At 70.9% G+C, this 18,827-nt stretch carries 22 protein-coding genes and 1 pseudogene; 14 read left to right on the top strand and 9 right to left on the bottom strand.

The window, feature by feature from the left end:
- The first annotated feature begins 324 nt into the window (after nt 1-324).
- Together OG871_RS00960 and OG871_RS00955 are read left to right on the top strand one after the other, a co-directional pair.
- Complete coding sequence (locus OG871_RS00960; protein WP_371493590.1) at nt 325-756, top strand: hypothetical protein; 432 nt, start codon at nt 325-327, stop codon at nt 754-756.
- A 159-nt stretch (nt 757-915) separates the two neighbouring features.
- Nucleotides 916-1,332, top strand: a complete 417-nt coding sequence (locus OG871_RS00955) for an acetyltransferase (protein ID WP_371493589.1) — start codon at nt 916-918, stop codon at nt 1,330-1,332.
- A 290-nt stretch (nt 1,333-1,622) separates the two neighbouring features.
- On the opposite strand, the gene OG871_RS00950 is transcribed toward OG871_RS00955, so the two are convergent.
- Entirely contained in the window at nt 1,623-1,955 is a 333-nt protein-coding gene (locus OG871_RS00950; RefSeq protein WP_371493588.1) for a hypothetical protein, read from the bottom strand.
- A gap of 165 nt (nt 1,956-2,120) precedes the next feature.
- A complete protein-coding gene (gene tnpA / locus OG871_RS00945) occupies nt 2,121-2,549 on the bottom strand; it encodes an IS200/IS605 family transposase (protein WP_371493489.1) in 429 nt (142 codons plus the stop codon).
- A 50-nt stretch (nt 2,550-2,599) separates the two neighbouring features.
- On the opposite strand from tnpA, the gene OG871_RS00940 reads away from it, so the two are divergent.
- Nucleotides 2,600-3,784: an RNA-guided endonuclease InsQ/TnpB family protein gene (locus tag OG871_RS00940; RefSeq protein ID WP_371493587.1), complete on the top strand. Its 1,185-nt coding sequence runs from the start codon at nt 2,600-2,602 to the stop codon at nt 3,782-3,784.
- Nucleotides 3,785-3,926: 142 nt separating this feature from the next.
- Here OG871_RS00940 and OG871_RS00935 read toward each other — a convergent pair whose 3' ends face one another.
- A complete protein-coding gene (locus OG871_RS00935; protein ID WP_371493586.1) occupies nt 3,927-4,607 on the bottom strand; it encodes a TetR/AcrR family transcriptional regulator in 681 nt (226 codons plus the stop codon).
- 78 nt (nt 4,608-4,685) lie between these two features.
- On the opposite strand from OG871_RS00935, the gene OG871_RS00930 reads away from it, so the two are divergent.
- A complete protein-coding gene (locus OG871_RS00930; protein ID WP_371503186.1) occupies nt 4,686-5,801 on the top strand; it encodes an FAD-dependent oxidoreductase in 1,116 nt (371 codons plus the stop codon).
- 65 nt (nt 5,802-5,866) lie between these two features.
- On the opposite strand, the gene OG871_RS00925 is transcribed toward OG871_RS00930, so the two are convergent.
- Complete coding sequence (locus OG871_RS00925) at nt 5,867-6,790, bottom strand: transposase family protein (RefSeq protein ID WP_371493585.1); 924 nt, start codon at nt 6,788-6,790, stop codon at nt 5,867-5,869.
- An 87-nt stretch (nt 6,791-6,877) separates the two neighbouring features.
- On the bottom strand, nt 6,878-7,450 hold the full coding sequence (locus OG871_RS00920; protein WP_371493584.1) for a TetR/AcrR family transcriptional regulator: 573 nt from the start codon (nt 7,448-7,450) through the stop codon (nt 6,878-6,880).
- Between the two features lie 104 nt (nt 7,451-7,554).
- Here OG871_RS00920 and OG871_RS00915 point away from each other — a divergent pair, with 104 nt between their 5' ends.
- Complete coding sequence (locus OG871_RS00915) at nt 7,555-7,863, top strand: hypothetical protein (RefSeq protein WP_371493582.1); 309 nt, start codon at nt 7,555-7,557, stop codon at nt 7,861-7,863.
- 80 nt (nt 7,864-7,943) lie between these two features.
- Here OG871_RS00915 and OG871_RS00910 read toward each other — a convergent pair.
- Nucleotides 7,944-8,768 (bottom strand): annotated as a pseudogene (locus OG871_RS00910) (IS110 family transposase); the annotation flags it as partial.
- A 241-nt stretch (nt 8,769-9,009) separates the two neighbouring features.
- On the opposite strand from OG871_RS00910, the gene OG871_RS00905 reads away from it, so the two are divergent.
- On the top strand, nt 9,010-9,732 hold the full coding sequence (locus OG871_RS00905) for a VOC family protein (protein WP_371493581.1): 723 nt from the start codon (nt 9,010-9,012) through the stop codon (nt 9,730-9,732).
- Nucleotides 9,733-10,007: 275 nt separating this feature from the next.
- Here the strand turns inward: OG871_RS00905 and OG871_RS00900 are convergent, their stop codons facing one another.
- Nucleotides 10,008-10,712, bottom strand: a complete 705-nt coding sequence (locus OG871_RS00900) for a GntR family transcriptional regulator (protein WP_371493580.1) — start codon at nt 10,710-10,712, stop codon at nt 10,008-10,010.
- A 163-nt stretch (nt 10,713-10,875) separates the two neighbouring features.
- Between OG871_RS00900 and OG871_RS00895 the strand changes: the two genes are divergently transcribed.
- The 4 genes from OG871_RS00895 (at nt 10,876) to OG871_RS00880 (ending at nt 14,622) form a co-directional block, all read left to right on the top strand.
- Nucleotides 10,876-11,415, top strand: coding sequence for a YbhB/YbcL family Raf kinase inhibitor-like protein (locus tag OG871_RS00895; RefSeq protein WP_371493579.1), 540 nt, complete (start codon nt 10,876-10,878; stop codon nt 11,413-11,415).
- Between the two features lie 53 nt (nt 11,416-11,468).
- Entirely contained in the window at nt 11,469-13,007 is a 1,539-nt protein-coding gene (locus OG871_RS00890; RefSeq protein ID WP_371493578.1) for an MFS transporter, read from the top strand.
- 119 nt (nt 13,008-13,126) lie between these two features.
- Nucleotides 13,127-13,669: an RNA polymerase sigma factor gene (locus tag OG871_RS00885; RefSeq protein ID WP_371493577.1), complete on the top strand. Its 543-nt coding sequence runs from the start codon at nt 13,127-13,129 to the stop codon at nt 13,667-13,669.
- On the top strand, nt 13,666-14,622 hold the full coding sequence (locus OG871_RS00880) for a hypothetical protein (protein ID WP_371493576.1): 957 nt from the start codon (nt 13,666-13,668) through the stop codon (nt 14,620-14,622). Before OG871_RS00885 ends, OG871_RS00880 begins: the two co-directional genes overlap by 4 nt.
- 158 nt (nt 14,623-14,780) lie before the next feature.
- On the opposite strand, the gene OG871_RS00875 is transcribed toward OG871_RS00880, so the two are convergent.
- Nucleotides 14,781-15,275 (bottom strand): SRPBCC family protein, encoded by a 495-nt coding sequence (locus OG871_RS00875; RefSeq protein WP_371493575.1) that lies wholly within the window; start codon nt 15,273-15,275, stop codon nt 14,781-14,783.
- Between the two features lie 64 nt (nt 15,276-15,339).
- Here OG871_RS00875 and OG871_RS00870 point away from each other — a divergent pair, with 64 nt between their 5' ends.
- Nucleotides 15,340-15,936 carry a TetR/AcrR family transcriptional regulator gene (locus OG871_RS00870; RefSeq protein ID WP_371493574.1) on the top strand — a complete coding sequence of 199 codons (597 nt, stop codon included), beginning with the start codon at nt 15,340-15,342 and terminating at the stop codon, nt 15,934-15,936.
- Nucleotides 15,937-15,983: 47 nt separating this feature from the next.
- Here OG871_RS00870 and OG871_RS00865 read toward each other — a convergent pair whose 3' ends face one another.
- Nucleotides 15,984-16,679 (bottom strand): alpha/beta hydrolase, encoded by a 696-nt coding sequence (locus OG871_RS00865; RefSeq protein WP_371493573.1) that lies wholly within the window; start codon nt 16,677-16,679, stop codon nt 15,984-15,986.
- 414 nt (nt 16,680-17,093) lie between these two features.
- Here OG871_RS00865 and OG871_RS00860 point away from each other — a divergent pair, with 414 nt between their 5' ends.
- The 3 genes from OG871_RS00860 (at nt 17,094) to OG871_RS00850 (ending at nt 18,594) form a co-directional block, all read left to right on the top strand.
- Nucleotides 17,094-17,714 carry a hypothetical protein gene (locus OG871_RS00860; protein WP_371493571.1) on the top strand — a complete coding sequence of 207 codons (621 nt, stop codon included), beginning with the start codon at nt 17,094-17,096 and terminating at the stop codon, nt 17,712-17,714.
- Nucleotides 17,715-18,025: 311 nt separating this feature from the next.
- Nucleotides 18,026-18,337 (top strand): DUF6247 family protein, encoded by a 312-nt coding sequence (locus tag OG871_RS00855; RefSeq protein WP_371493569.1) that lies wholly within the window; start codon nt 18,026-18,028, stop codon nt 18,335-18,337.
- Complete coding sequence (locus tag OG871_RS00850; protein ID WP_371493568.1) at nt 18,334-18,594, top strand: hypothetical protein; 261 nt, start codon at nt 18,334-18,336, stop codon at nt 18,592-18,594. Before OG871_RS00855 ends, OG871_RS00850 begins: the two co-directional genes overlap by 4 nt.
- Nucleotides 18,595-18,827: the final 233 nt, after the last annotated feature.

Below are 18,827 nucleotides of genomic sequence, written 5' to 3'. Positions count from 1 at the left end.
GCGGCGTGCGGTGGGGCACTCCCGCCCGAGCGGACCGCCCGGTGGGCCGGTCGAGGAAGCGGGCCGGGGGTGGAACGCCGGTTCCACCCCCGCGAGCGGCGCGGCCTCCTCCGTGAAGGGGCGCTTCTCGGGACACCTCGATCTGCTCGGCGAACGTCACTGCTGAGCAGGCGCTGTTCAGGCAGCGGAAGCGGCGCACGAGCGGGGCCCTCGTGCGATACGGCGGTGTTACGCGGCTGCGCCAGCATGGTCGACGTTCGATCGATCATCGATGATCCGCCTCAGACAGGGTTCCGTATGCACGTCCTCCGCCGAGTCCTCGCAGTGTTCGCCAGTGTGGCGCTGCTCGCCGGCGTCAGCCTGTTCGCGTCCTCCACCGCGCAGGCCGCCACCTCCTGCTCCGGCACCATCACGTACCACCAGAGCGTCTCGCACAACGGCAGTGCCATCGGCGAGTTGGTCATCTACTACAACAGCAGCAACGGCGGCACCAACAGCGCCTGCTTCTACCACCGCGGAGCGTCCTACGGCGTCTCGGCGACGACCAGCGTCGAGATCTACCGGTGCCTGCAGAAGTCCGGTACGGGCGGCGGCTGCACCGTCGACGCCTCGTCGCGCATCGACAAGGGATCGTACGCGTACAACGCCGGACCGGTCGGCGTGACCGGCACGGCGGACTACTGCGTCTACGCCTACGGCTACGTCAACTGGGCCGGCCACGAGTACTCCGTGTCGAGCGGAACCCGGGGCTGCTGAGCCCCGCCTCCCGCCCCCTCGACGGGCCGCGGGAACGCCCCCGAGGTCCCGTTCCCGGCTCCGGCAGGCCCGTCCCCCGGCGGACCGACCAGAGCCCGACAGATCCGCATTTCCGACCGTGTCGAACCACTGGATGTTCGGCGCAAGAGAGGTTTTTCCGTGCGCAAGAAGCTCGTCTCCGTCCTCGGCGCCCTCGCGATGGCCGGAGCCGCCACCGTGATGACCGCGCCTGAGGCCTCGGCTCTCGCCGCCTCGCCGACGGAGGTCTGCGGCCCCGGCTACAAGGTCGTCGACTCCGAACAGCTCATCAACCGCGACGTGTGGGTCTACCTGACCTACAACAGCTCCAACGGCTACAACTGCGTGGTCACCATCCGCGGGAACGCGGGCTCCCCGGTGCACATGTCGGCCGGCCTCACCGTCCAGGGCAGCTCCCAGAAGTCCGACACCGGCTACTACGGGTCCTACGCCGGCCCGGTCTACGCCCACGCCGCGGGCGAGTGCGTCAAGTGGAACGGCTGGTTCAGCGACAACGACCAGAGCTCGTACGAGAGCCCCTGGAGCCACTGCGGCTGACCCGCCGACGGCGGCCCCGCCACCGGACCCGGATCCCGCCCCACAGCGGTCCGGCCCGGTGACGGGGCTTCGGCGTTCCACTCCGCCCGATGCCGCTGCGGCCCGATACCAGGGCCGAATGCAGCGGGCGCTCCCCGCGCGTGCGGGGAGCAGACTACGAAAAGGCCGCAGACGACCACCCCGACGGGGCGGGGAGGACGTCGCCGACCGAACCGGAGATCGGCGAGTACTCGGCTGACCATTACCGCGGGCCGGACCATGAAGGCCGCGCTCTCGGCGGTCGCCAGCATCTATGCAGCCCCGGTCCGTTGCGCGAACTCCCGCAGCCCCGGCAGTGCGACCGGCCCGTACAACAACCCCGCCGTCATCGCACGCAACGCCGGCCGCTGCGCCTCCTCCGGCGCCGCCTGCTCCACCAGCCGCAGCGCGGCGAACGTCTGACGGTGATCCCCGAGCTGCTGCCACATCCTCGCCGTGTCCGTCCCCAGTCGGGCCCGGCGCTCCGCCGTCGGCAACGCCGCCGGGGCAATCCGTGACGCGTACCGTACGGCCTCGTCCGGCGTACCGAGCGCGTTGTGCACCCCGATCCAGTAAAGGTCAGCCTGTGCAGGCGTGGCGTCCACGGTGAAGAGCTCCTCGCCGGCACCGGCTGGCTGCGGACGACGGCCTGCTCGGCCTCGCCCATCCTTGATCTTCGCAGGGAATCCCGGCCTTCAGGCCGGGCGGGAATACGATCCCTGGCACGGAGGCGCGGAGCGCCGGAGGTCTCTGCGCCTCCGTGGTGACGGTCAAACGGGGCGCTTCTGGTTCTCGATGTAGTCCTTGACGATGCTGAGCGGTGCGCCGCCGCAGGACCCCGCGAAGTACGAGGGTGCCCAGAAGACGGACCCCATGCCGATCCGGTTGATGCGCCCGGTGTACTCGGCCCGCAGGTAGCGGGAGCTGACGCCCTTGAGGCTGTTGACCAGCTTGGAGACGGAGACCTTCGGCGGGTAGTGCACCAGGAGGTGGACGTGGTCGCCCTCGCCGTTGAACTCCCGCAGCTCCGCGCCGAAGCCGTCGCACACGTCGCGCATGATCATCTCGCAGCGCGTCAGCATCTCGTCGTTGAAGATCTCACGCCGGTACTTGGTGACAAACACCAAGTGTGCGTGCAGGTTGGAGACGACATGGTTTCCCCGCCGTATATCGGGGTCTGGTTCCCAACGTGGTGACATGGGCCAAGCGTAGTATGATCAATCGTCAGCACCGGGAGGGGGTGGACCGGATGATCCGTGCATACAAGTTCCTCATGCGGCCCACCGTGGGTCAGACACAGGCACTCGCCGAGATGCTGCGGGATCACTGTTCGCTCTACAACGGGGCGTTGCAGGAACGCCGCGACGCCTACCGGCACCCGTCGAAGACGAGCGTCAAGTACGGGATGCAGTCGGCGCAGCTCAAGGACATCCGGGCATTCGACCCGGAGCGTCAGGGCCGGTGGTCGTTCTCCTCCCAGCAGGCGACTCTCCGCCGTCTCGACAAGGCGTTCGCGGCGTTCTTCCGCCGGGTCAAGTCCGGTGAGACGCCCGGCTACCCCCGGTTCCGGGGTGTGAACTGGTTCGACACGGTCGAGTTCCCGAAAGACGGGGACGGCTGCCGGTGGGACTCCACCCCGCACGACCCCGTCACTCGCGTCCGGTTCCAAGGCGTCGGACACGTCAAGGTCAATCAGCACCGGGCCGTGGTCGGCAAGGTCAGAACCGTCAGTGTCAAGCGCGAGGGCCGCAAGTGGTTCGTCGTGCTGACCGCCGAGCAGGACCAGCCCGAGCAGCTGCCCGCGACGGGCAGCGTGGTCGGCATCGACCTGGGCATAGCCAACTTCCTTGCCGACTCCAACGGCGAGTTCGTGCCCAACCCGCGCCACGCCCGCACCGTCGCCGCGAAGATCGAAGCCGCACAGCAGGCCCTTGCCCGGTGCAAGCGGCGCAGCAACCGCCGCCGCAAGGCCGTGGCCAAGGTCGCCGACCTCCACCGCAAGGTCCGCCGCCAACGCCTCGACCACGCCCACAAGACCGCCCTTGGACTGGTCCGCGCGCACGACTTCATCGCGCACGAAGACCTCAAGATCCGCAACATGAGCAAGGCCCCCAAGCCGAAGCCCGACCCCGATCAGCCGGGCGTTTTCCTGCCCAACGGGTCCGCCTCAAAGGCCGGACTCAACCGCAGCATTGCCGACGCCGGATGGGGGGTGTTCCTCGCGGTCCTGCACGCCAAGGCTGAAAGTGCCGGACGGGAATTGATCGCCGTGGACCCCCGCAACACCTCCCGGACCTGCCCCGAATGCGGGCACGTCGCCAAGGAGAACCGGCCCGCACAGGAGAAGTTCCACTGTCAGCGGTGCGGCCACCACGCGCACGCTGACACCGTGGGAGCACTCAATGTTCTACGGGCCGGGCTGGTCCGTCGCTAAGCCGTACCGGCATAGCGAGAAGCCCCCGGCCTCAGCCGGGGGAGGAGTCACTGCCGCGCGCTTTGGTGAGGTTGCGACGTCGCAACGCGTCAGCGTCGATTCGGCGCCACGGGCGGCGCTCGTCCGGCCCCTTGGCCGCGCGTCAGCTTGAGATGCGGGCTTCGATGCCGTCGAGGAGGAAGTCGAGACCGGTCCGGAAGGTTCGGTCAGCGTCCAGGTGAGGGCCATCGCGTACGACCGTGGCCAGCGCCGGGAATCGGCCCGTTGCGAAGGTTCGCTCCAGATATGGCCCGAAGGCGGCCTGCCACTGCTCCTTGTCCATCCCGGTGGCCCGCTCGGCACGCCGCTCGGTGATCTCCCGGCGCACCGCGCCGGTCACGTACGCATTGACCGCGGCGATCGCCGGCACGGCGGTGTCCAGGTCGACGCCGCCCATTGCGGCCACCACGGCCTCCCCGCAGGCCAGCGTGTGCGGCCCGAGCTGCGGGCGCCCACCGATCAGGTCGGCGAACCATGCGTGCCGTTGGGCGGCCTTCCGGGTGGCTTCGGCAAGGGAGTGCAGCACCTCTCGCCAGCCGTCTCCGGTCGGCCGGATCTCGGCGTGGACCGCATCGACCATCAGATCGAGCAACTCGTCCTTTGTGTCGATGTAGCCGTACAGCCGCATCGGCCCGACGCCCAGCGCGGCGGCGACCTTGCGCAGCGACACCGCCTCCAGGCCGTCCGCGTCGGCCAGCCGGATCGCCGCTCGTACGATCCGCTCCCGGCTCAACGTGGCCGGCACCGGCCGATCCGGCGGCTCCGGCCTCTCCCACACCAACATGTCGCCGACACTATCGCGAGTGATACGGTGACATCAGCGATACAGTGTATCGACCAATGCGGTGAATCGGGGGCAGTCATGACCATCGCCATCGTCGGAGCCGGCCTGGGTGGCCTGGCCCTCGCCCGTGTGCTGCACGTGAACGGCATCGACGCCGTCGTGTACGAACGCGAACCGTCGCACGGTGCGCGCGGCCAGGGCGGCATGCTCGACCTGCACTCCGGGACCGGGCAGCGAGCGATACGCGAGGCCGGCCTGATCGACCGGTTCCACGCGATCGCCCGCCCCGAAGGCCAGGATCTGCGCCTCCTCGAGCCGGACGGCACCCTGCTGCTGCAGGAGGACACGCCCGACGACGCACCGCTGGAGCGACCCGAGGTCGACCGTGCCGATCTGCGCGACCTACTGCTGGACTCCCTCCCCGAACACACGGTGCGCTGGGGGCATGCGTTCGAATCCGCCGACAACGGCCTGCTGCACTTCGCCGACGGCAGGGTTGCGACGTACGGCCTGTTGGTCGGCGCCGACGGCGCGAACTCCCGGGTCCGCGCACTGCTCACCGACGCCCGACCGGCGCACACCGGCCAGAACGTCGTCGAGCTCGGCATTCCCGACATCGACCGCACCCACCCCGACCTCGCGGCGATGGTCGGGCGCGGCAACTACTGGGTGCTCGGCAACGGGCAATCCCTGTCGGCGCAGCGGAACGGCGACGGCCGCGTACGCGTCTACCTCAGCTTCCACAACACCGCCGAGGACTGGTTCGCCGCCAGCGGGATCCCGTTCGACGATCCGGCCGCGGCCCGGGTGCGGCTGATCGACCTGTTCGCCGGCTGGGACCCACGGTTCACCGCACTGATCGCTGCTTGCGACGACACGATCCTGCCGCGGTCGATCAGCACGCTCCCGGTCGGCCTGACCTGGCCGTCGACGCTGGGCGTCACGCTGCTCGGCGATGCCGCGCACCTGATGCCGCCGGTGGGGCAGGGCGCCAACATGGCGCTGCTCGACGGCGCCCTGCTCGGCCTCGCGCTGGCCGCACACCCGGACGACTTTCCCGCAGCCGTCGAAGAGTACGAACGCGAGATGTTCGAACGCACCAGCGCTGCCGGCCGGCAGTCCGCGCACATCCAGGAAATCCTGGCGTCGCCGGACGCCAGCCAGAAAATGCTCGCCTTCTTCCAACCTGCCTGAATGTAACGGCCTTGTGTGCGAATGAGGTCGGGGCGTGTTGGTCTGGTGGGTTGTCTGATTGGTGCTCACCTCTCGGCGGCGCGGTCGGAGACCAAGGCGGCGACTGCCGCGTAGGTCTCGTCGAAGTACTCGCGGCGTCCGAGGTAACGCTGGAGAGTTCGCCACTGCTTGTGTTCAGCGGTGGCGTGCTCGACGCGGATGCGCTCCGAAGACTGCTGATGGCGGGCCGCGTCCCAGCCGGCGACGTCTTCGGGCGGGGCGCCCTTCTTCGGTTTGAGCGGCGGGGCTTGGACCTGGTCGGGGAACTGCTTGGCAAGTCCGCGGTAGCCCGCGTCGACCTTGGCTCTGACCTGGGGGTACTGTTCGAACAGGTCGCAGATTCCCTCGGTTTTCACGGCTGTCTGGTCGTGCATTCGGCCGGGTCGGAAGGCCCCGGCCCACAGGGTACGGCCCTGTCCGTCAGTGACGACAGTGGCCTTCTTGGTGTTCTGCCGCATCTTGCCCGAAACGAAGGCGCGACGGCCTGGCCTGTTCGCCCGGGGTCGTCGAACCCGGACCTCCGTGCCGTCCAGCCGCAGCTCGACATCCTCGGCCGCCGCATAGGCGAAGACGTCCGCGAGAGTGCGAAGCCGCAGGTCACCCTGTCCGGGAACAGCAAAGCCACGAGCGGCCAGAAGGGGACGGACCTCGTGGACAGCCCGGGTGATCGTGGAGCGGTCCACTCCGTAGAGCAAGGCCAGCGCCCCGTGCGGGAGCTGGAACCTCAGGGCGACCAGCGTGGCGATGACCCGGTCGGTGAACACCAGCTGGTGATTCGGTCCCGCACCGGCCGCACGCAACCGGCTGCGGCCTCGACGCTCGTGCAGTCGGCCCTCCTCGGCGGCCATCCATGCCTGGGCCAACTCTGCGATCAGCGAACCGAGTCGACGGCGCTGAAGGCCAGTGAAGAGACGATGGGACAAGGCCGTGCGGCCAAGGTATTGCGTCACAACAACACCCAACCCGCACGGCCCTGTTCATGTCATGACAGAAGCATGATCGTTACAGCGCGCCACGTTGCTGTGGTCTGACACGGGTCAGCCCGGGCTCGGGATAGCGGAGAGCAGGGCCGCGGCGGCGCTGTCGAAAGGCGCGATGCTGCCCGCTGCGCGACAGAGGATGTGGGCGCCTTCGAGTGTGACGATCATGAGGGTGGCCAGATCGGCGGCCTGGGATGAGCTCATTCCGGCCTGGGTGAGTTTTCCGGTGAGCTCGCCGACCCAGCCGGTGAACGCTTCGGCGGCGACAGTGCGCAGGCTGCTCTGGTCGGCAATGGCCGCACCGCCGTCGACGGTGACCGCCGCGATTGCGCAGCCGCCACCCCCGGCGGACGCCTGCACCACGGGGCGGACGTTGCCGAGGAACGCCTCCACAACCTCGCGTGGCGTGCGGGCCGGCAGTTCGTGCAGGTGGCCGCGGACGTCCTCCGCGTTGCGGCGGGCGGCTTCGAGCGCGAGTTGCTGTTTGCCGCCCGGGAAATGGTGATAGATCGCCCCGCGCGCGGCACCGCTCTCGGCCAGGACGTCGGTGAAGGACATCGCAGGCAGGCCGTGGCGTTGCAGCAGCCCGATCGCTGCGCCGATCATGCGGGACTTCGTGTCCGCGGCCATCGCACCCCCCTTGACTAGTACGGCCATCCTACTCCATGCTCACACTACTAGGACGCACGTACTAGTGACGTGGGCCGGGCAGGCCCCGAAACCGGAGGTTCGTGATGGGCAAGACGTTTCTCTACACCGAGATCCAGGCGGCAGTGCCGTTCGAGCAGTTCGACTGGCACCAGGTCAACGTGGCCCTGAAGACCGCGCCGGGTCTGATCCGCAAGACGTGGCTGTCCGGGATCGGCACCCACACCATCGGTGGCTTCTACGAGTTCGACAGCGCCGAGAACGCCCTGGCCTTCGCCCAGGGCCCCTTCGCCGAAGAAGCCCGCCGGGCCGGAGCCCCGGCAACGACACGACTGTTCGACGGCGACATCGTCAAGGACGCCAGCATCGACCTGAACTCGCCCTACTACACCTGACACCGCAGGTCGCCGCCGAGTCGGCTCTGGACACCGCCTCGCTCCACTGCCGGGGCGAGGCGGCCCCAACGGAAAGGCTTGCCCATGCCGGGCAGGCTCAGGATCACATCGGCGTTCGGATGCTCGTGGAGCCGGGCCTCGATCAGGGCGTCGATCTCGGCGATCTCCTCGTCCAGGGCCATCACCCCCTTCGCGAGGCGAACCACCATCGAGGCGGCCAGCTTCTCGCCGGGCAGTGCCGTGTGCTGGGCCTCGGCCGCCTCCACCGCAACCTTGGCGAGTGCGGCGGCGCCGCGCACTTTGCGGTCGCGCAGCCACGTCTCGATCCGTTTCGCTCCGCTGCGGCGGATCGCCGCCGGAGTCTGGTATCCCGTCAGCAGCACCACCGGACCCTTGTTGGTCAGCTCCAGCGCCCGCTCCAATGCCGGGAAGATCTCCAGCAGTTGAGCACGGAGCCGGTTGATCTGACGGGTGCGGTCGCAGACCAGGTCGGTGCGGTGAGCGGTCAGCGTGCGCAGGTCGACGGCGACCTCGTCGCCCGGCCGCAGCAGGCCCAGGTCCCGGCGCATACGGGCCTGGTCGGCAATGACGAAGGCGTCCTTGGCGTCGGTCTTGCCCTCGCCTCGGTAGGAGGCCGAGGCGCGGTGCACGGTCAGTCCGGTGATGTAGACCATCGGCTGGTCGTGGCCAAGGAGCAGTCCGATCAGCAGCGCGGCACCGCCGTGGTTGAGGTCGACGGCCCAGAGAACATCGGTGTCGAGGGCCAGGACGTCCCCGATCAGTTCCAACAGGGCGGTCTCGTCGTTCAGGACCCGGCGGGACAGCAGCCGCCCGCCGTCCGAGTCGATCACCACGCAGTGGTGGTGTTCCTTGCCGATGTCCACTCCGGCCCATATCCGGGGCACGGTCACCTCCGCCAGCTCGTCGCGCTACCTCTGCCCAGCAGACGACCTCGCCGACGTTGCCCTACACAGCGATCGAGTCGCATCTCCCAATTGGCGGTCGAGTCGTCGCGGGGCTCTGGGCGGCCAAGCCTTTCAAGCCATCTGACGGCGACCCGATGACAGCCATACCCAGAGCCCCTGGGTTCCGCTGATCTTACGAGTGACCAGTTCGAACCCACGACCAAGAAAGTAGGGCATCTCGATGAACATCACGCGGCACCCCGAGAACAGCGTGAGCTGGATCGACCTCGGCACCCCCGACATGGAGACGACGACGGCGTTCTACACCGCGCTGTTCGGTTGGACCGTCGCCCCACCGGACCCCAACGGCTACAGGCTCTGCACACTGCGCGGACAACCTGTCGCCGCCCTGGGGCCGGCCGAGGACCCCGGCGCACCCTACTGGACGATCAACGTCACCGTGGCGGACATCCAAGCCACCGCCACCCGCTTCACGAACCTGGGCGCCCAGATCATCGTGGCACCCACCCGGGTCGGGACACTCGGCCACGCCGCCGTCGCCCTCGACCCTGTCGGCGCACCACTGTCACTCTGGCAGCCCGGCACCCACACCGGCATGCAGCTGACCCACGAACCGGGCACCTTCGCCGGCATCAGCCTTCTCACCGACCACCCCGAGCAGGCCGCCGCCTTCTACCGACCAGCCCTGCACTGGAACTCCAACCCTGAGCACACCGAGTTCCGGTTGCCGAACAACTCCACCGCCGCCACCGGCCCGCCGCCAGGGAAACCAACGGCGCAGCGATCACTCTGGCGGGTCAGTTTCGCCAGCAACAGACCCGATGCCGACGCCAAGCAGGCCCAACAGCTCGGTGCGACCGAAGTTCGCCAGGACCCCAACGGAGACGTGGTCCTGCGCGATCCCACCGGCGCTCTGTTCGGCCTTACCCAGTACCCCCGATAGTGCCACTCCGTCCGAACGCGTTGCCCCAGGCAATCGCGCACCAAGCTGTAACCGAATACGGCGAGGCAACCGGCCACCACGCGTCGGTGGAGATCGCGGTCGTGGACGCGTAGTCGTGGCCGACCTGGTCCTGGGCGAAGCGGGCGTTCCAGCCGCTCGATCAGGGGGGTGACGTAGGAGCTCCGGAAGGACTGGAAGTCCGGATTCTCAGAGCCCGGGCCGAAGGTTGACGGTGCTGTGGTGGCGGCAGCCGGGGCCTTCCCGCAGTGGCGTCGTCAGCAGCCATCCCCTTCGCATTCGTGCGGGGTGGTGGTGAGCGCGGCGCTGGTCATGGTCAGGTGCTGGGTCAGGAGTTCGGCGGCGGTGTCGGCGTCGCGGGCCAGTGTCGCCTCCTCCAGCCGGGCGTGCTCGACCAGGGCGTCGCGGCGGGGGTTGAGCTGGGCGGCCCAGCGGCGGGCGAGTTCGCTGGCGGTCCACAGCCGGTCGAAGGTCTCCAGCAGGACAGGGTTGCCGCAGCCCTCCAGCAGGGTGCGGTGGAAGACCCGGTGCGCCTCGGCCCAGGCGGCGCTGTAGGACTCGCCCTCCTCGGGCACGTGCGTCGGGGTGCGGGCCAGCCGGTGGTGGGCGGCTCGTACGCGGCTCTCCCAGTCGAGGTCGCCGTGCTCGATCGACAGGCGCAGTACGACCGGTTCGATGGTCCGGCGGGCCTGGGTGATGTCCTGCCAGCGCTGGTCGGAGAAGGCGGGGACGGCGAAGCCGCGGTTGGGCAGCCGGTCGGCCAGGCCCTCGCCGACCACCCGTACCAGCGCTTCGCGCACCACCGCCAGGCTGACGCCCTGCTCCCGGGCGAGGTCCTGCGGCTTCAGGGCGGCGCCGGGGCCGTACTGGCCGCGCATGATCGCGTCCCGCAGGTGTGCGTAGACCTGCTCGGAGAGCATCTGCTTCCCGGGCGAGGCCGCGATGTGGATCGTCTCAGGCATGAGCCCATCATAGACGAACCCCTTAATAATCGATTATCAGTGATACTGTCGATTCTGTGGTGGGGGGAACAGAGTGACCCCCTACCCGCCCGATGCGGCGGGCCCCGGCCTGTGCCGACCCCACCGCCGGCACTCCACAGCACCGCTTGAGAGGAATCACGCCATGAGCGCCAACAACCCCTTCGCCCGCCTGCCCGAGACTGCGTCCTTCACCGTCACCAGCACCACCGTCACCGACGGCGCCCCCCTGCCGCCCGAGCAGTACTCCGGCATCTTCGGCGTCCCCGGCGGCAAGGACGCCTCCCCGCAGCTGTCCTGGAGCGGCGCCCCCGAAGGCACCAAGAGCTACGCCGTCACCGTCTACGACGCCGACGCCCCCAGTGGATCCGGGTTCTGGCACTGGGCGGTCGCCGACATCCCCGCCACCGTCACCGACCTGCCCGAGAGCGCCGGCGACGACACCGGCTCCGGCCTGCCCGAGGGCGCCTTCCAGCTGCCCAACGACGCCCGCGCCGCCCGCTACATCGGTGCCGCCCCGCCGGCCGGCCACGGCCCCCACCGCTACTTCACCGTGGTGCACGCCCTGGACGTCGAGTCCATCGGCGTTCCGGCCGACGCCACCCCGGCCCTCCTCGGCTTCACCATGGCCGCCCACATCCTGGGCCGCGCCGTCCTGACCGCCACCGGCGAAACCCCCGCCTAGGACCAGCAGCACGCCCACACCCATCGGGCTCCGACCAGAACAGGACCAGTGCCATGCCCACCGTCTCCCTCACCCGGCGCACCAGGCCGCCGACCGCACCCCGCACCGGCCCGGTCCCGGCCGGCCGGCCCGTCGGCTCCCGCCGCGCCGCGATCGGCATCGCCGTCGTGCTCGTCGCGCAGCTGATGCTCCTGCTCGACAGCACCATCGTGAACGTCGCCCTCCCCAAGATCAGCACCGACCTCGGATTCGGCCCCGCATCGCTGTCGTGGGTCCTCAACGCCTACACACTGGCCTTCGGCGGACTGCTCCTGCTGGGCGGACGCCTCGGGGACGCGTTCGGCCGCCTGAAGGTCTTCGAAGCCGGCCTGGCCCTGTTCACCCTCTCCTCCCTCCTGGGCGGTCTCGCCCAGTCCCCGACGATGCTCATCGCGGCGCGGGCCGCCCAGGGCATCGGCGCCGCCCTGACGGCACCGGGCGTGCTCGCCCTGGTCACCACCAGCGCCCGCGACGAAGCGGCCCGCCACCGGGCCCTGGCCCTGTTCTCCGCCGTCAGCGTCGGCGGCGGCACCCTCGGCCTGGTCCTGGGCGGCCTGGTCACCGAATACGGCTCCTGGCGCTGGACCCTGTTCATCAACGTCCCCATCGGCATCGCGGTCCTCGCCCTGGCCCGACGGTTCGTCACCGAGACCCCGCGCCACCCCGGCCGCTTCGACTTCATCGGAGCCGTCACCGCCACCGGAGCAGCCATCGCGGTGGTCTGGGCCCTGACCGAAGCACCCGACAAGGGCTGGACCTCCCCGCAGACCATCGGCGGCCTCGTCCTGGCCGCAGCCCTCGCCACCGTCCTGGCCCGCACCGAACGCCGCGTCACCCACCCACTGCTGCGACCGGACCTGCTCCGCGGCCGGCGCCGGATCGGGGGACTGGTGATCGTCACCCTGGTCTTCGGCGCACAGATCTCCACGCTCTTCCTGCTCGTGCAGTACCTCCACGAGGTCCTCGCCTTCAGCCCCCTGGTCGCCGGCCTGGCGTTCCTGCCGATGACCCTGGCCATCTTCGGCCTGTCCCGCATCACCCCCCGGCTGGTCGGACGCTTCGGACAGCGACCGCTCCTGCTCATCGGCACCCTCGGCCTGACCGGCAGCTTCGTCTGGCTCGCCGACCTCGACACCACCAGCAACTACGTCCCGGCCGTCTTCGCCCCCCTGCTGCTGAACGGCATCTGCGCCGGACTGGTCTTCATGCCCGCGGCGTCCCTGATCGTCGGCGGAGTCGCACCCGAGCACGCCGGATCCGCGTCCGGACTGCTCCAGACCACCCAGCAGCTCGGCGGCGCGATCGGACTCGCCGTGGTCGTCTCGGTCAAGGCCGCGGGTGACGTGCCCGGCGCGTTCGTCCCCGGCACACACGCGGCGTTCGTGACCACCGCAGCCTTCACCCTGGCCGCGTTCATCGCCACCGTGCTGGGTCTGCGCCCCAGCCGGAACAGGGCTTCCCGGAACGCCCGGACCGCCCGTGACCCTGGCCGGGTGGGGCGCTCACCGGGGGTATCGGGACGCACGGCGAGGGCGCGCGTGTCCGGTTCCTGACGGCCACTCTGTACGGGGCGGCACCTTCGACCAGCGGTAGATGAAACGAGGTCGGATAGGTGTTAGATCCGGGGCCGGTCACACATAGACCGGGTGAAGCGATCGGTCGAGGGGTGACGGTGGGGGAGCGGGAAGAGTTCCGGGGGGTGTACCGCGAGCACTACGGCGCGGTGTATCGCTACATGATCAGGCGGGTCGGCGCCGCCGACGCGGCGGACCTGGCCGCGGAGGTGTTCGCGGTCGCGTGGCGCCGCATGGACACGCTGCCGGCCGGGGCGCCGCTGCCGTGGCTCTACACGGTCGCCCGCAACACGGTCGCCAACCACCGGCGCGCGGTCGGCCGCGCCGAGGACCTGCACCGCGATCTGGCCGTCGACGCCACCGTCACCGCCCGGGATGTCGGAGAGGCGGTGACGGAGCGTCACGTCGTGCACCGGGCCTGGGCGGCGCTGCGGACCTCGGACCAGGAGGTGCTGGCGCTGATCGGCTGGGAGGGCTTGACGGTCCGCGAGGCGGCCCGGGTCCTGGGCTGCTCCGCGCCTGCCTGTTCGGTGCGCCTGATGCGGGCCCGCGCGCGGCTCGCCCGGGCGTTGGAGACCGTCGGCGGCGCCGGAGAGACACCGGAGACCATCGGTCGAGAGGCTGTGGGGGCAACAGGATGAGCACGAGCAGGAGCGTCAGGAACCTCATGGGCCCCGCCGACCCCGCAGCGGGAGTCACGCCGGGCACCGAGGCGGCCGAGCGTGGCCTGGAGCGGATCCTCCGGGACGCACCGGTTCCCGCCCTTCGGCGCGCACCGGCCCGCGCGGCTTTCCGGTCGCGTCCGGCGGTGGCCGCGCTGGCGGTGGCGGCAGTGGTGTCGGGCGCCGTGGCCGTGTGGCCGGGCGCGACGCCCGTTGCTTTCGCTGCGACCCCGCCGCCGCTGGCCTATCACTTGGCGGCCGAGGACTCCCGCCGTGGCGCGGCGGCGGAGCTGGAGGAGATCGCGCGGCGCGTCGAGACGCTCCCGGAGAGCCCGGGCGGGGAGCGGTCGCATCTGCGGTGGCGGCAGTGGGCGCTGTGGACGAGGACGGACTCCGGCGGATCGTTCTCGAAGGTGGTGCCGGAGGAGTTCGACCTGGTCCGGTCACCCGAGGGCGCGCGGCTGAGGCGGTTCCTCCTGGACGACGGCCCGGGCTCGGCGACCGAGCAGACGGCGGATGCGACGCTGCAGGGCCCGGTGCCGGTGACCGCGGACGGTCTGCGGGCCTGGCTGCGGAGTCGGACGCCGGGGATCGACGGGCCGTTGGGCGCCTCCCAGGCGGTCCACGACCTGGTCACCCAACGGGTCCTGTCGCCCCGGCAGCGGGCCGCGCTCCTGCGGCTGCTGGCCGACCTGCCCGAAGTGGCGGTGACCGGGGAGGTGGTCGACCGTGCGGGCAGGCCGGGCGTCGCCTTCTCCGCGGACTCGGCGGCCGGCGGTCTGCCGACCCGGTACACGTTCATCGTCGATCCGGTGTCCGGGCAACTCCTCGGCCAGGAGGAGACTCTCACCGAGTCGGCCGGGAAGCTCAACGTGCCGGTGCCCTCGGTGATCGAGTACGACGCCTACCTGGTGTCGCAGGACACCCCGTAGGCCGGCGGGGCCGGTCGGCCGCCGCCGGCCCGGCGGGTGCACAACTCGCGCAGCGCATCCCCTGGCCGACCGCCGCGATCCGGCACGACGACCGCACGGCCGGCCCGTCCTGCGCCGCTGACCGCCTACGATCACCGACCCCTTGCGGGGTCGCGTCGTCAGCGGGCGAGCGAGCGCAGGAGGCGGACGTACGGGGACCAGCGGGACGGTTGGGACACCGTGCCGGTGCAGGCCGCCTCGGCGCGGTCCAGGGCGTCCTCCAGGCAGGCGTCGTGCATCCAGCGGAAGGCCAGTGGCCAGCTCAGACGTGCCGGGCCGCCGGTCCGCATCGCGAGGGTGTGCCGGAGTACCGTGCGCTCCCCGTCGAGCGGCAGCGCCGCGAACTCGTGGAAGCCGTCGAAGCCGCGCGGCCCGCTGAAGGCGAACCGTACCCAGGTGCCCGGCACGTACGCGGCGACCGTGTAGCGGACCGGTCCGTGGCCGCCCACCGCGCCGACCGCCAGCGGGCGGTCGAACTGCACCGCGGGCCACTTCGAGTGCGGCCACAGCATGTCCGGCCGGTCGGCCGTCCCGCCGGACAGGCTGTCGATGAGCGCGCCCACCTCGCTCGCCTCGGCGGTCAGCACGCGTTCGTGGACGTTGTAGACGGGCATGGGTCTCCCTCGGACGTAAATTAGAGAACTCTCTCTAGTTGTTCTGGAGGTTACCCTCTGATTCATGGCTCGACCACCCCGCTTCGACACCGGTCAGATCCTCGACGCCGCGGTCCTCCTCGCCGCCGCCGGCGGCCCGGCCGACGTGACCATGACCGCCGTCGCCCAGGCGGTCGGCGCGCCGAGCGGATCCGTGTACCACCGCTTCCCCGGCCGGCCGGCCCTGCTCGCCGAGGTGTGGCTGCGCAGTGTCGAGCGCTTCCAGGACGGGTACTTCGCCGCGCTCGGCAGCGACCCCGACCCCCGGCTCGCCGCCCGTGCCGCCGCCCGGCACGTCGTCTCCTGGAGTCGCGCGCACCCGCAGGAGGCCTCGCTCCTCCTGTACGGGCCCGAGGAGTTCGGCCGCGCCGACTGGTCCGAGGAACACAAGGAACGCGCGGACCTGGGCAACCAGCGCGTGTTCGGCTCCCTTGCCACCCTCGCCGAAGCACTCGGCGCGGCCGGCACCCAGGACCGCGACCGCGTCATCCTGGCCCTGATCGACCTTCCGCTGTCCGTGGTCCGCCGACATCTGCGCGCCGGCCGCCCGCTGCCGCCGTACGCCGAGGACCTCGCCGAGGAATCCGCGGCGACGCTACTGGCCCACACCCGCACCTGGTAGCGGTCCGGGGCGAAGGGCGGAGGTCCGCCCACCCGGCGCACCGCTGTTCACAGCGTCAGCAGCAGGTCCCGGACCGCTGCGGGCCGGGACAGGAACGGGTGGTGGCCGGCGTCGAGCTCGACGACGCTGCCGGCCCGGCGGGCGAACTCGCGCTGCAGCGGCGCCGGGGTTCCCCGGTCCCGAGCGCAGACGAGGTACGTCGAGGGCAACAGCCGCCATGCGGCCGCCCCGACCGGCTGCCCGGTCACCTGCACGCTCTGCCGGGCGAGGTGGTCCGCCGCCTGCGCCTGGACCTCGGGGTCGCAGTCCTGCAGGAACGTGTCCACGAGCAGCTCGGGCCGGACCCCGAACGTGCCGGCGTCGGGGTCGACGTCGAGGAACGGGGCGGGGCCGCCGTCCCCGAACTCCGACAGGCTCTGCCCGACCTCGGGCAGGTAACTGGAGACCAGCAGCAGGTGGCGCACCGACCCGATTCCCGCAGCGGCTTCCGCGGTGACGATGCCGCCGTAGCTGTGGGCGACCACGACGGTCGGCTCGTCGCCGGCCCGCAGCACCTGCCGCACCGCGGCAACATCCTCGGGCAGCCCCGGACCGCCGACGCCGCCGGGCAGGCCCGCCTCGCCACAGCTCGGCAGCGCCGGAGCCACGCTCGGCACCCCCCGTTCCCGCAGCAGCTCGGCGGTGCGGTGCCACCACCACGCCCCGTCCCGCACGCACGCCCCGTGCACGAACACGACCCTCATCGCCACCTCCACGTCGGTCTCGACCGCCCCCCTGCACATAGTGCTGCGCAACCCACCAGCCAGGCACTCCAACCCGCGACGGCGCCGCCGGCGGGCCCGCCGAGCGAAGCGCCGCACCGGCACCGACGCCATCGCCGGCACCCCGCCCAGGGACCGCACCGGGCTGACGACCTCGGCGTTCCCCACCCGCCACCGTGCATCGCAACCGACGCCACGGCCCAGCGAGCCACCGCCCTCGCACGAGCCGTCCGGGCTCGCGCACCGGACGGACGGCACCGCCGACGGCTGACCGCCGTAGCGCCTGCGGGCTGCCCACGGCCTCCTTCCACGGGCCTGGCATGATCGCCGGGTGACAGGTGTTCGCTTGCCCGCACGCCGGGGATCGGTGCGGCTGTGCCGCTGGGGTGGTTGCTGATGGCTTGGTGGTTCCGTCGGCGGTCGCAGCCGAACGAGGAGTTGGTGTCGGTCCGGCTGCCGGTCGGCGGGGCCGGGATGCCGCCGGACGAGGAGCTGGCCGAGCTGACGGTCGCGGCGGAGCTGGGCGACGACGTGGCGATGGGGAGCCTGGCGGCGGCCCTGTACCTGAAGGGTGATCGGGCCGGCGCGCTGCACTGGTGGGGCCGGGCGTGGGCAGCCGGGAACGCGGTCGCCGCCTACAACCTGGGCATGCTGCACGCGGTGGCCGGTGACGCGAACCGCGCACAGGTGGTCTGGGAGAAGGCCGCGGCGCTCGGCGATCCGGACGCCATGCTGGGCCTCGTCAAGCAGGCGCTCGACCGCGGCGATGCGGCCGGTGTCGAACGCTGGGCGTCGGTGATCCTCGCGCAGGACGAGGCGTTCCCGATCACCGCGCTGGGGGTGGCCTTCCGGGACCGAGGCGACCTGGAGCGGGCCGTACAGGCATTCCTGCACGCCGAGGAGCTGGGCGACGGGTACGCGATGGAGTACCGGGCACGGATCCTGGCCGCCCAGGGGCAGCACGAGGAGGCCGACGCGCTGCGAGCACGGGCGGCAACGGCCGAGCGGATGCTCTGAGGCGTACGCGCGCGGCGAGCCGAATCCACCATCGACCTGCGCGAACCGGCCCGGCAGATGCTCAACTCGCCGACTGAAGCGCTCAGTCACAGGACCGGGGAATTCCCAGGGCCCCGGCGGCGCCGTGGTGAGCCAGGGCGGGACACGGACCTGCGCCCGTTCCCGGGGTGCGAAACGCGGCCCGGCGTCCGGTCGGGCGGGCGGCCGTCCGGCGCATTCGAATCGACCGACGGCGGGAGAATCCCCTTGTGCCCGCTACCGGTTGCACCCGATTGCCGTACCGTGACGGACGACGAAGTGGAGGACCCCCAGTGAGCGCCCAGCCCGAGCATCTTCCAGCCCCGCCGCCCGCCCCGGCCCCGCGCGCCGCCGCCCGGCTGCTGGCCCGCATCCGCGCCGAGCGCCCCGAGCGCACCGCCCGGTGGCTGCCGGCGTTCGAGCGGGACTGGGCCAAGGCACTGGAGGACTCCCGCCAGACCTACGACCTCTCCCCACTGCACGACGTCGTACGCACCTGGCAGGTCCGCCTGGACAGCGCACCCGCCGTCGACGCCTTCGTCGCCGCCGGCATGGACGACGAGGACGGCACCGACCTGGCCGACCTCCTCGGAACCCGCCCGTGAGCGACCCGGTCTGGCCCGCCCGCCTGTCCCCGAACGCCGGCAAAACGTTCGTCAACCTCCCCTCGCACGCCCAGCAGATGGTCGGCGACCTCCTCGACATCGCCTCCCGCACCCCCTGGGGCTGGCCCCAGTGGGACGCCACCGACCCCGAAGGCGAAGACGTGCGCTGCGCCTCCATCGGGCAGCTGAGCCTGGTCTACCTGGTCAACCGGATGGCCGGGCGCCTCCACGTCATCGACATCGTCTGGCTCGGCTGACCGTTCACCGAGACCCCAGGGAGTCCCAGAAGTCCGCCTCGGCTTGTTCGACCTGCTCGGCAGAGGTGAACCAGGGCGTCTCGAAATATTCCGCGAGGGAGTAGGGGTGCTGCGGATCGGTCAGTATCCGATGGATGAATTCCGCCGAGGAACAGTCGAAGCGCTCCCAGGGATCCCACTTGTCGCTACGAGTGAAGACCGGCCACTGGTCCGGGTCCGAAGGTTCCACGAGC

The organism is Kitasatospora sp. NBC_00374 (assembly GCF_041434935.1).
Lineage (GTDB): Bacteria > Actinomycetota > Actinomycetes > Streptomycetales > Streptomycetaceae > Kitasatospora.
The sequence above is the reverse complement of the archived record's forward strand: the minus strand, read 5'-3'. Positions and strand labels throughout refer to the sequence as shown.

Excerpts from the sequence above, each read along its gene's own strand:
- OG871_RS00880 (WP_371493576.1), top strand. The coding sequence starts at position 13,666 with ATGAGCACGAGCAGGAGCGTCAGGAACCTCATGGGCCCCGCCGACCCC.
- OG871_RS00930 (WP_371503186.1), top strand. The coding sequence starts at position 4,686 with ATGACCATCGCCATCGTCGGAGCCGGCCTGGGTGGCCTGGCCCTCGCC.
- OG871_RS00875 (WP_371493575.1), bottom strand. The coding sequence starts at position 15,275 with ATGCCCGTCTACAACGTCCACGAACGCGTGCTGACCGCCGAGGCGAGC.
- OG871_RS00895 (WP_371493579.1), top strand. The coding sequence starts at position 10,876 with ATGAGCGCCAACAACCCCTTCGCCCGCCTGCCCGAGACTGCGTCCTTC.
- OG871_RS00935 (WP_371493586.1), bottom strand. The coding sequence starts at position 4,607 with ATGTTGGTGTGGGAGAGGCCGGAGCCGCCGGATCGGCCGGTGCCGGCC.
- OG871_RS00890 (WP_371493578.1), top strand. The coding sequence starts at position 11,469 with ATGCCCACCGTCTCCCTCACCCGGCGCACCAGGCCGCCGACCGCACCC.
- tnpA (WP_371493489.1), bottom strand. The coding sequence starts at position 2,549 with ATGTCACCACGTTGGGAACCAGACCCCGATATACGGCGGGGAAACCAT.
- OG871_RS00920 (WP_371493584.1), bottom strand. The coding sequence starts at position 7,450 with ATGGCCGCGGACACGAAGTCCCGCATGATCGGCGCAGCGATCGGGCTG.
- OG871_RS00915 (WP_371493582.1), top strand. The coding sequence starts at position 7,555 with ATGGGCAAGACGTTTCTCTACACCGAGATCCAGGCGGCAGTGCCGTTC.
- OG871_RS00900 (WP_371493580.1), bottom strand. The coding sequence starts at position 10,712 with ATGCCTGAGACGATCCACATCGCGGCCTCGCCCGGGAAGCAGATGCTC.
- OG871_RS00940 (WP_371493587.1), top strand. The coding sequence starts at position 2,600 with ATGATCCGTGCATACAAGTTCCTCATGCGGCCCACCGTGGGTCAGACA.
- OG871_RS00870 (WP_371493574.1), top strand. The coding sequence starts at position 15,340 with ATGGCTCGACCACCCCGCTTCGACACCGGTCAGATCCTCGACGCCGCG.
- OG871_RS00860 (WP_371493571.1), top strand. The coding sequence starts at position 17,094 with ATGGCTTGGTGGTTCCGTCGGCGGTCGCAGCCGAACGAGGAGTTGGTG.
- OG871_RS00865 (WP_371493573.1), bottom strand. The coding sequence starts at position 16,679 with ATGAGGGTCGTGTTCGTGCACGGGGCGTGCGTGCGGGACGGGGCGTGG.
- OG871_RS00905 (WP_371493581.1), top strand. The coding sequence starts at position 9,010 with ATGAACATCACGCGGCACCCCGAGAACAGCGTGAGCTGGATCGACCTC.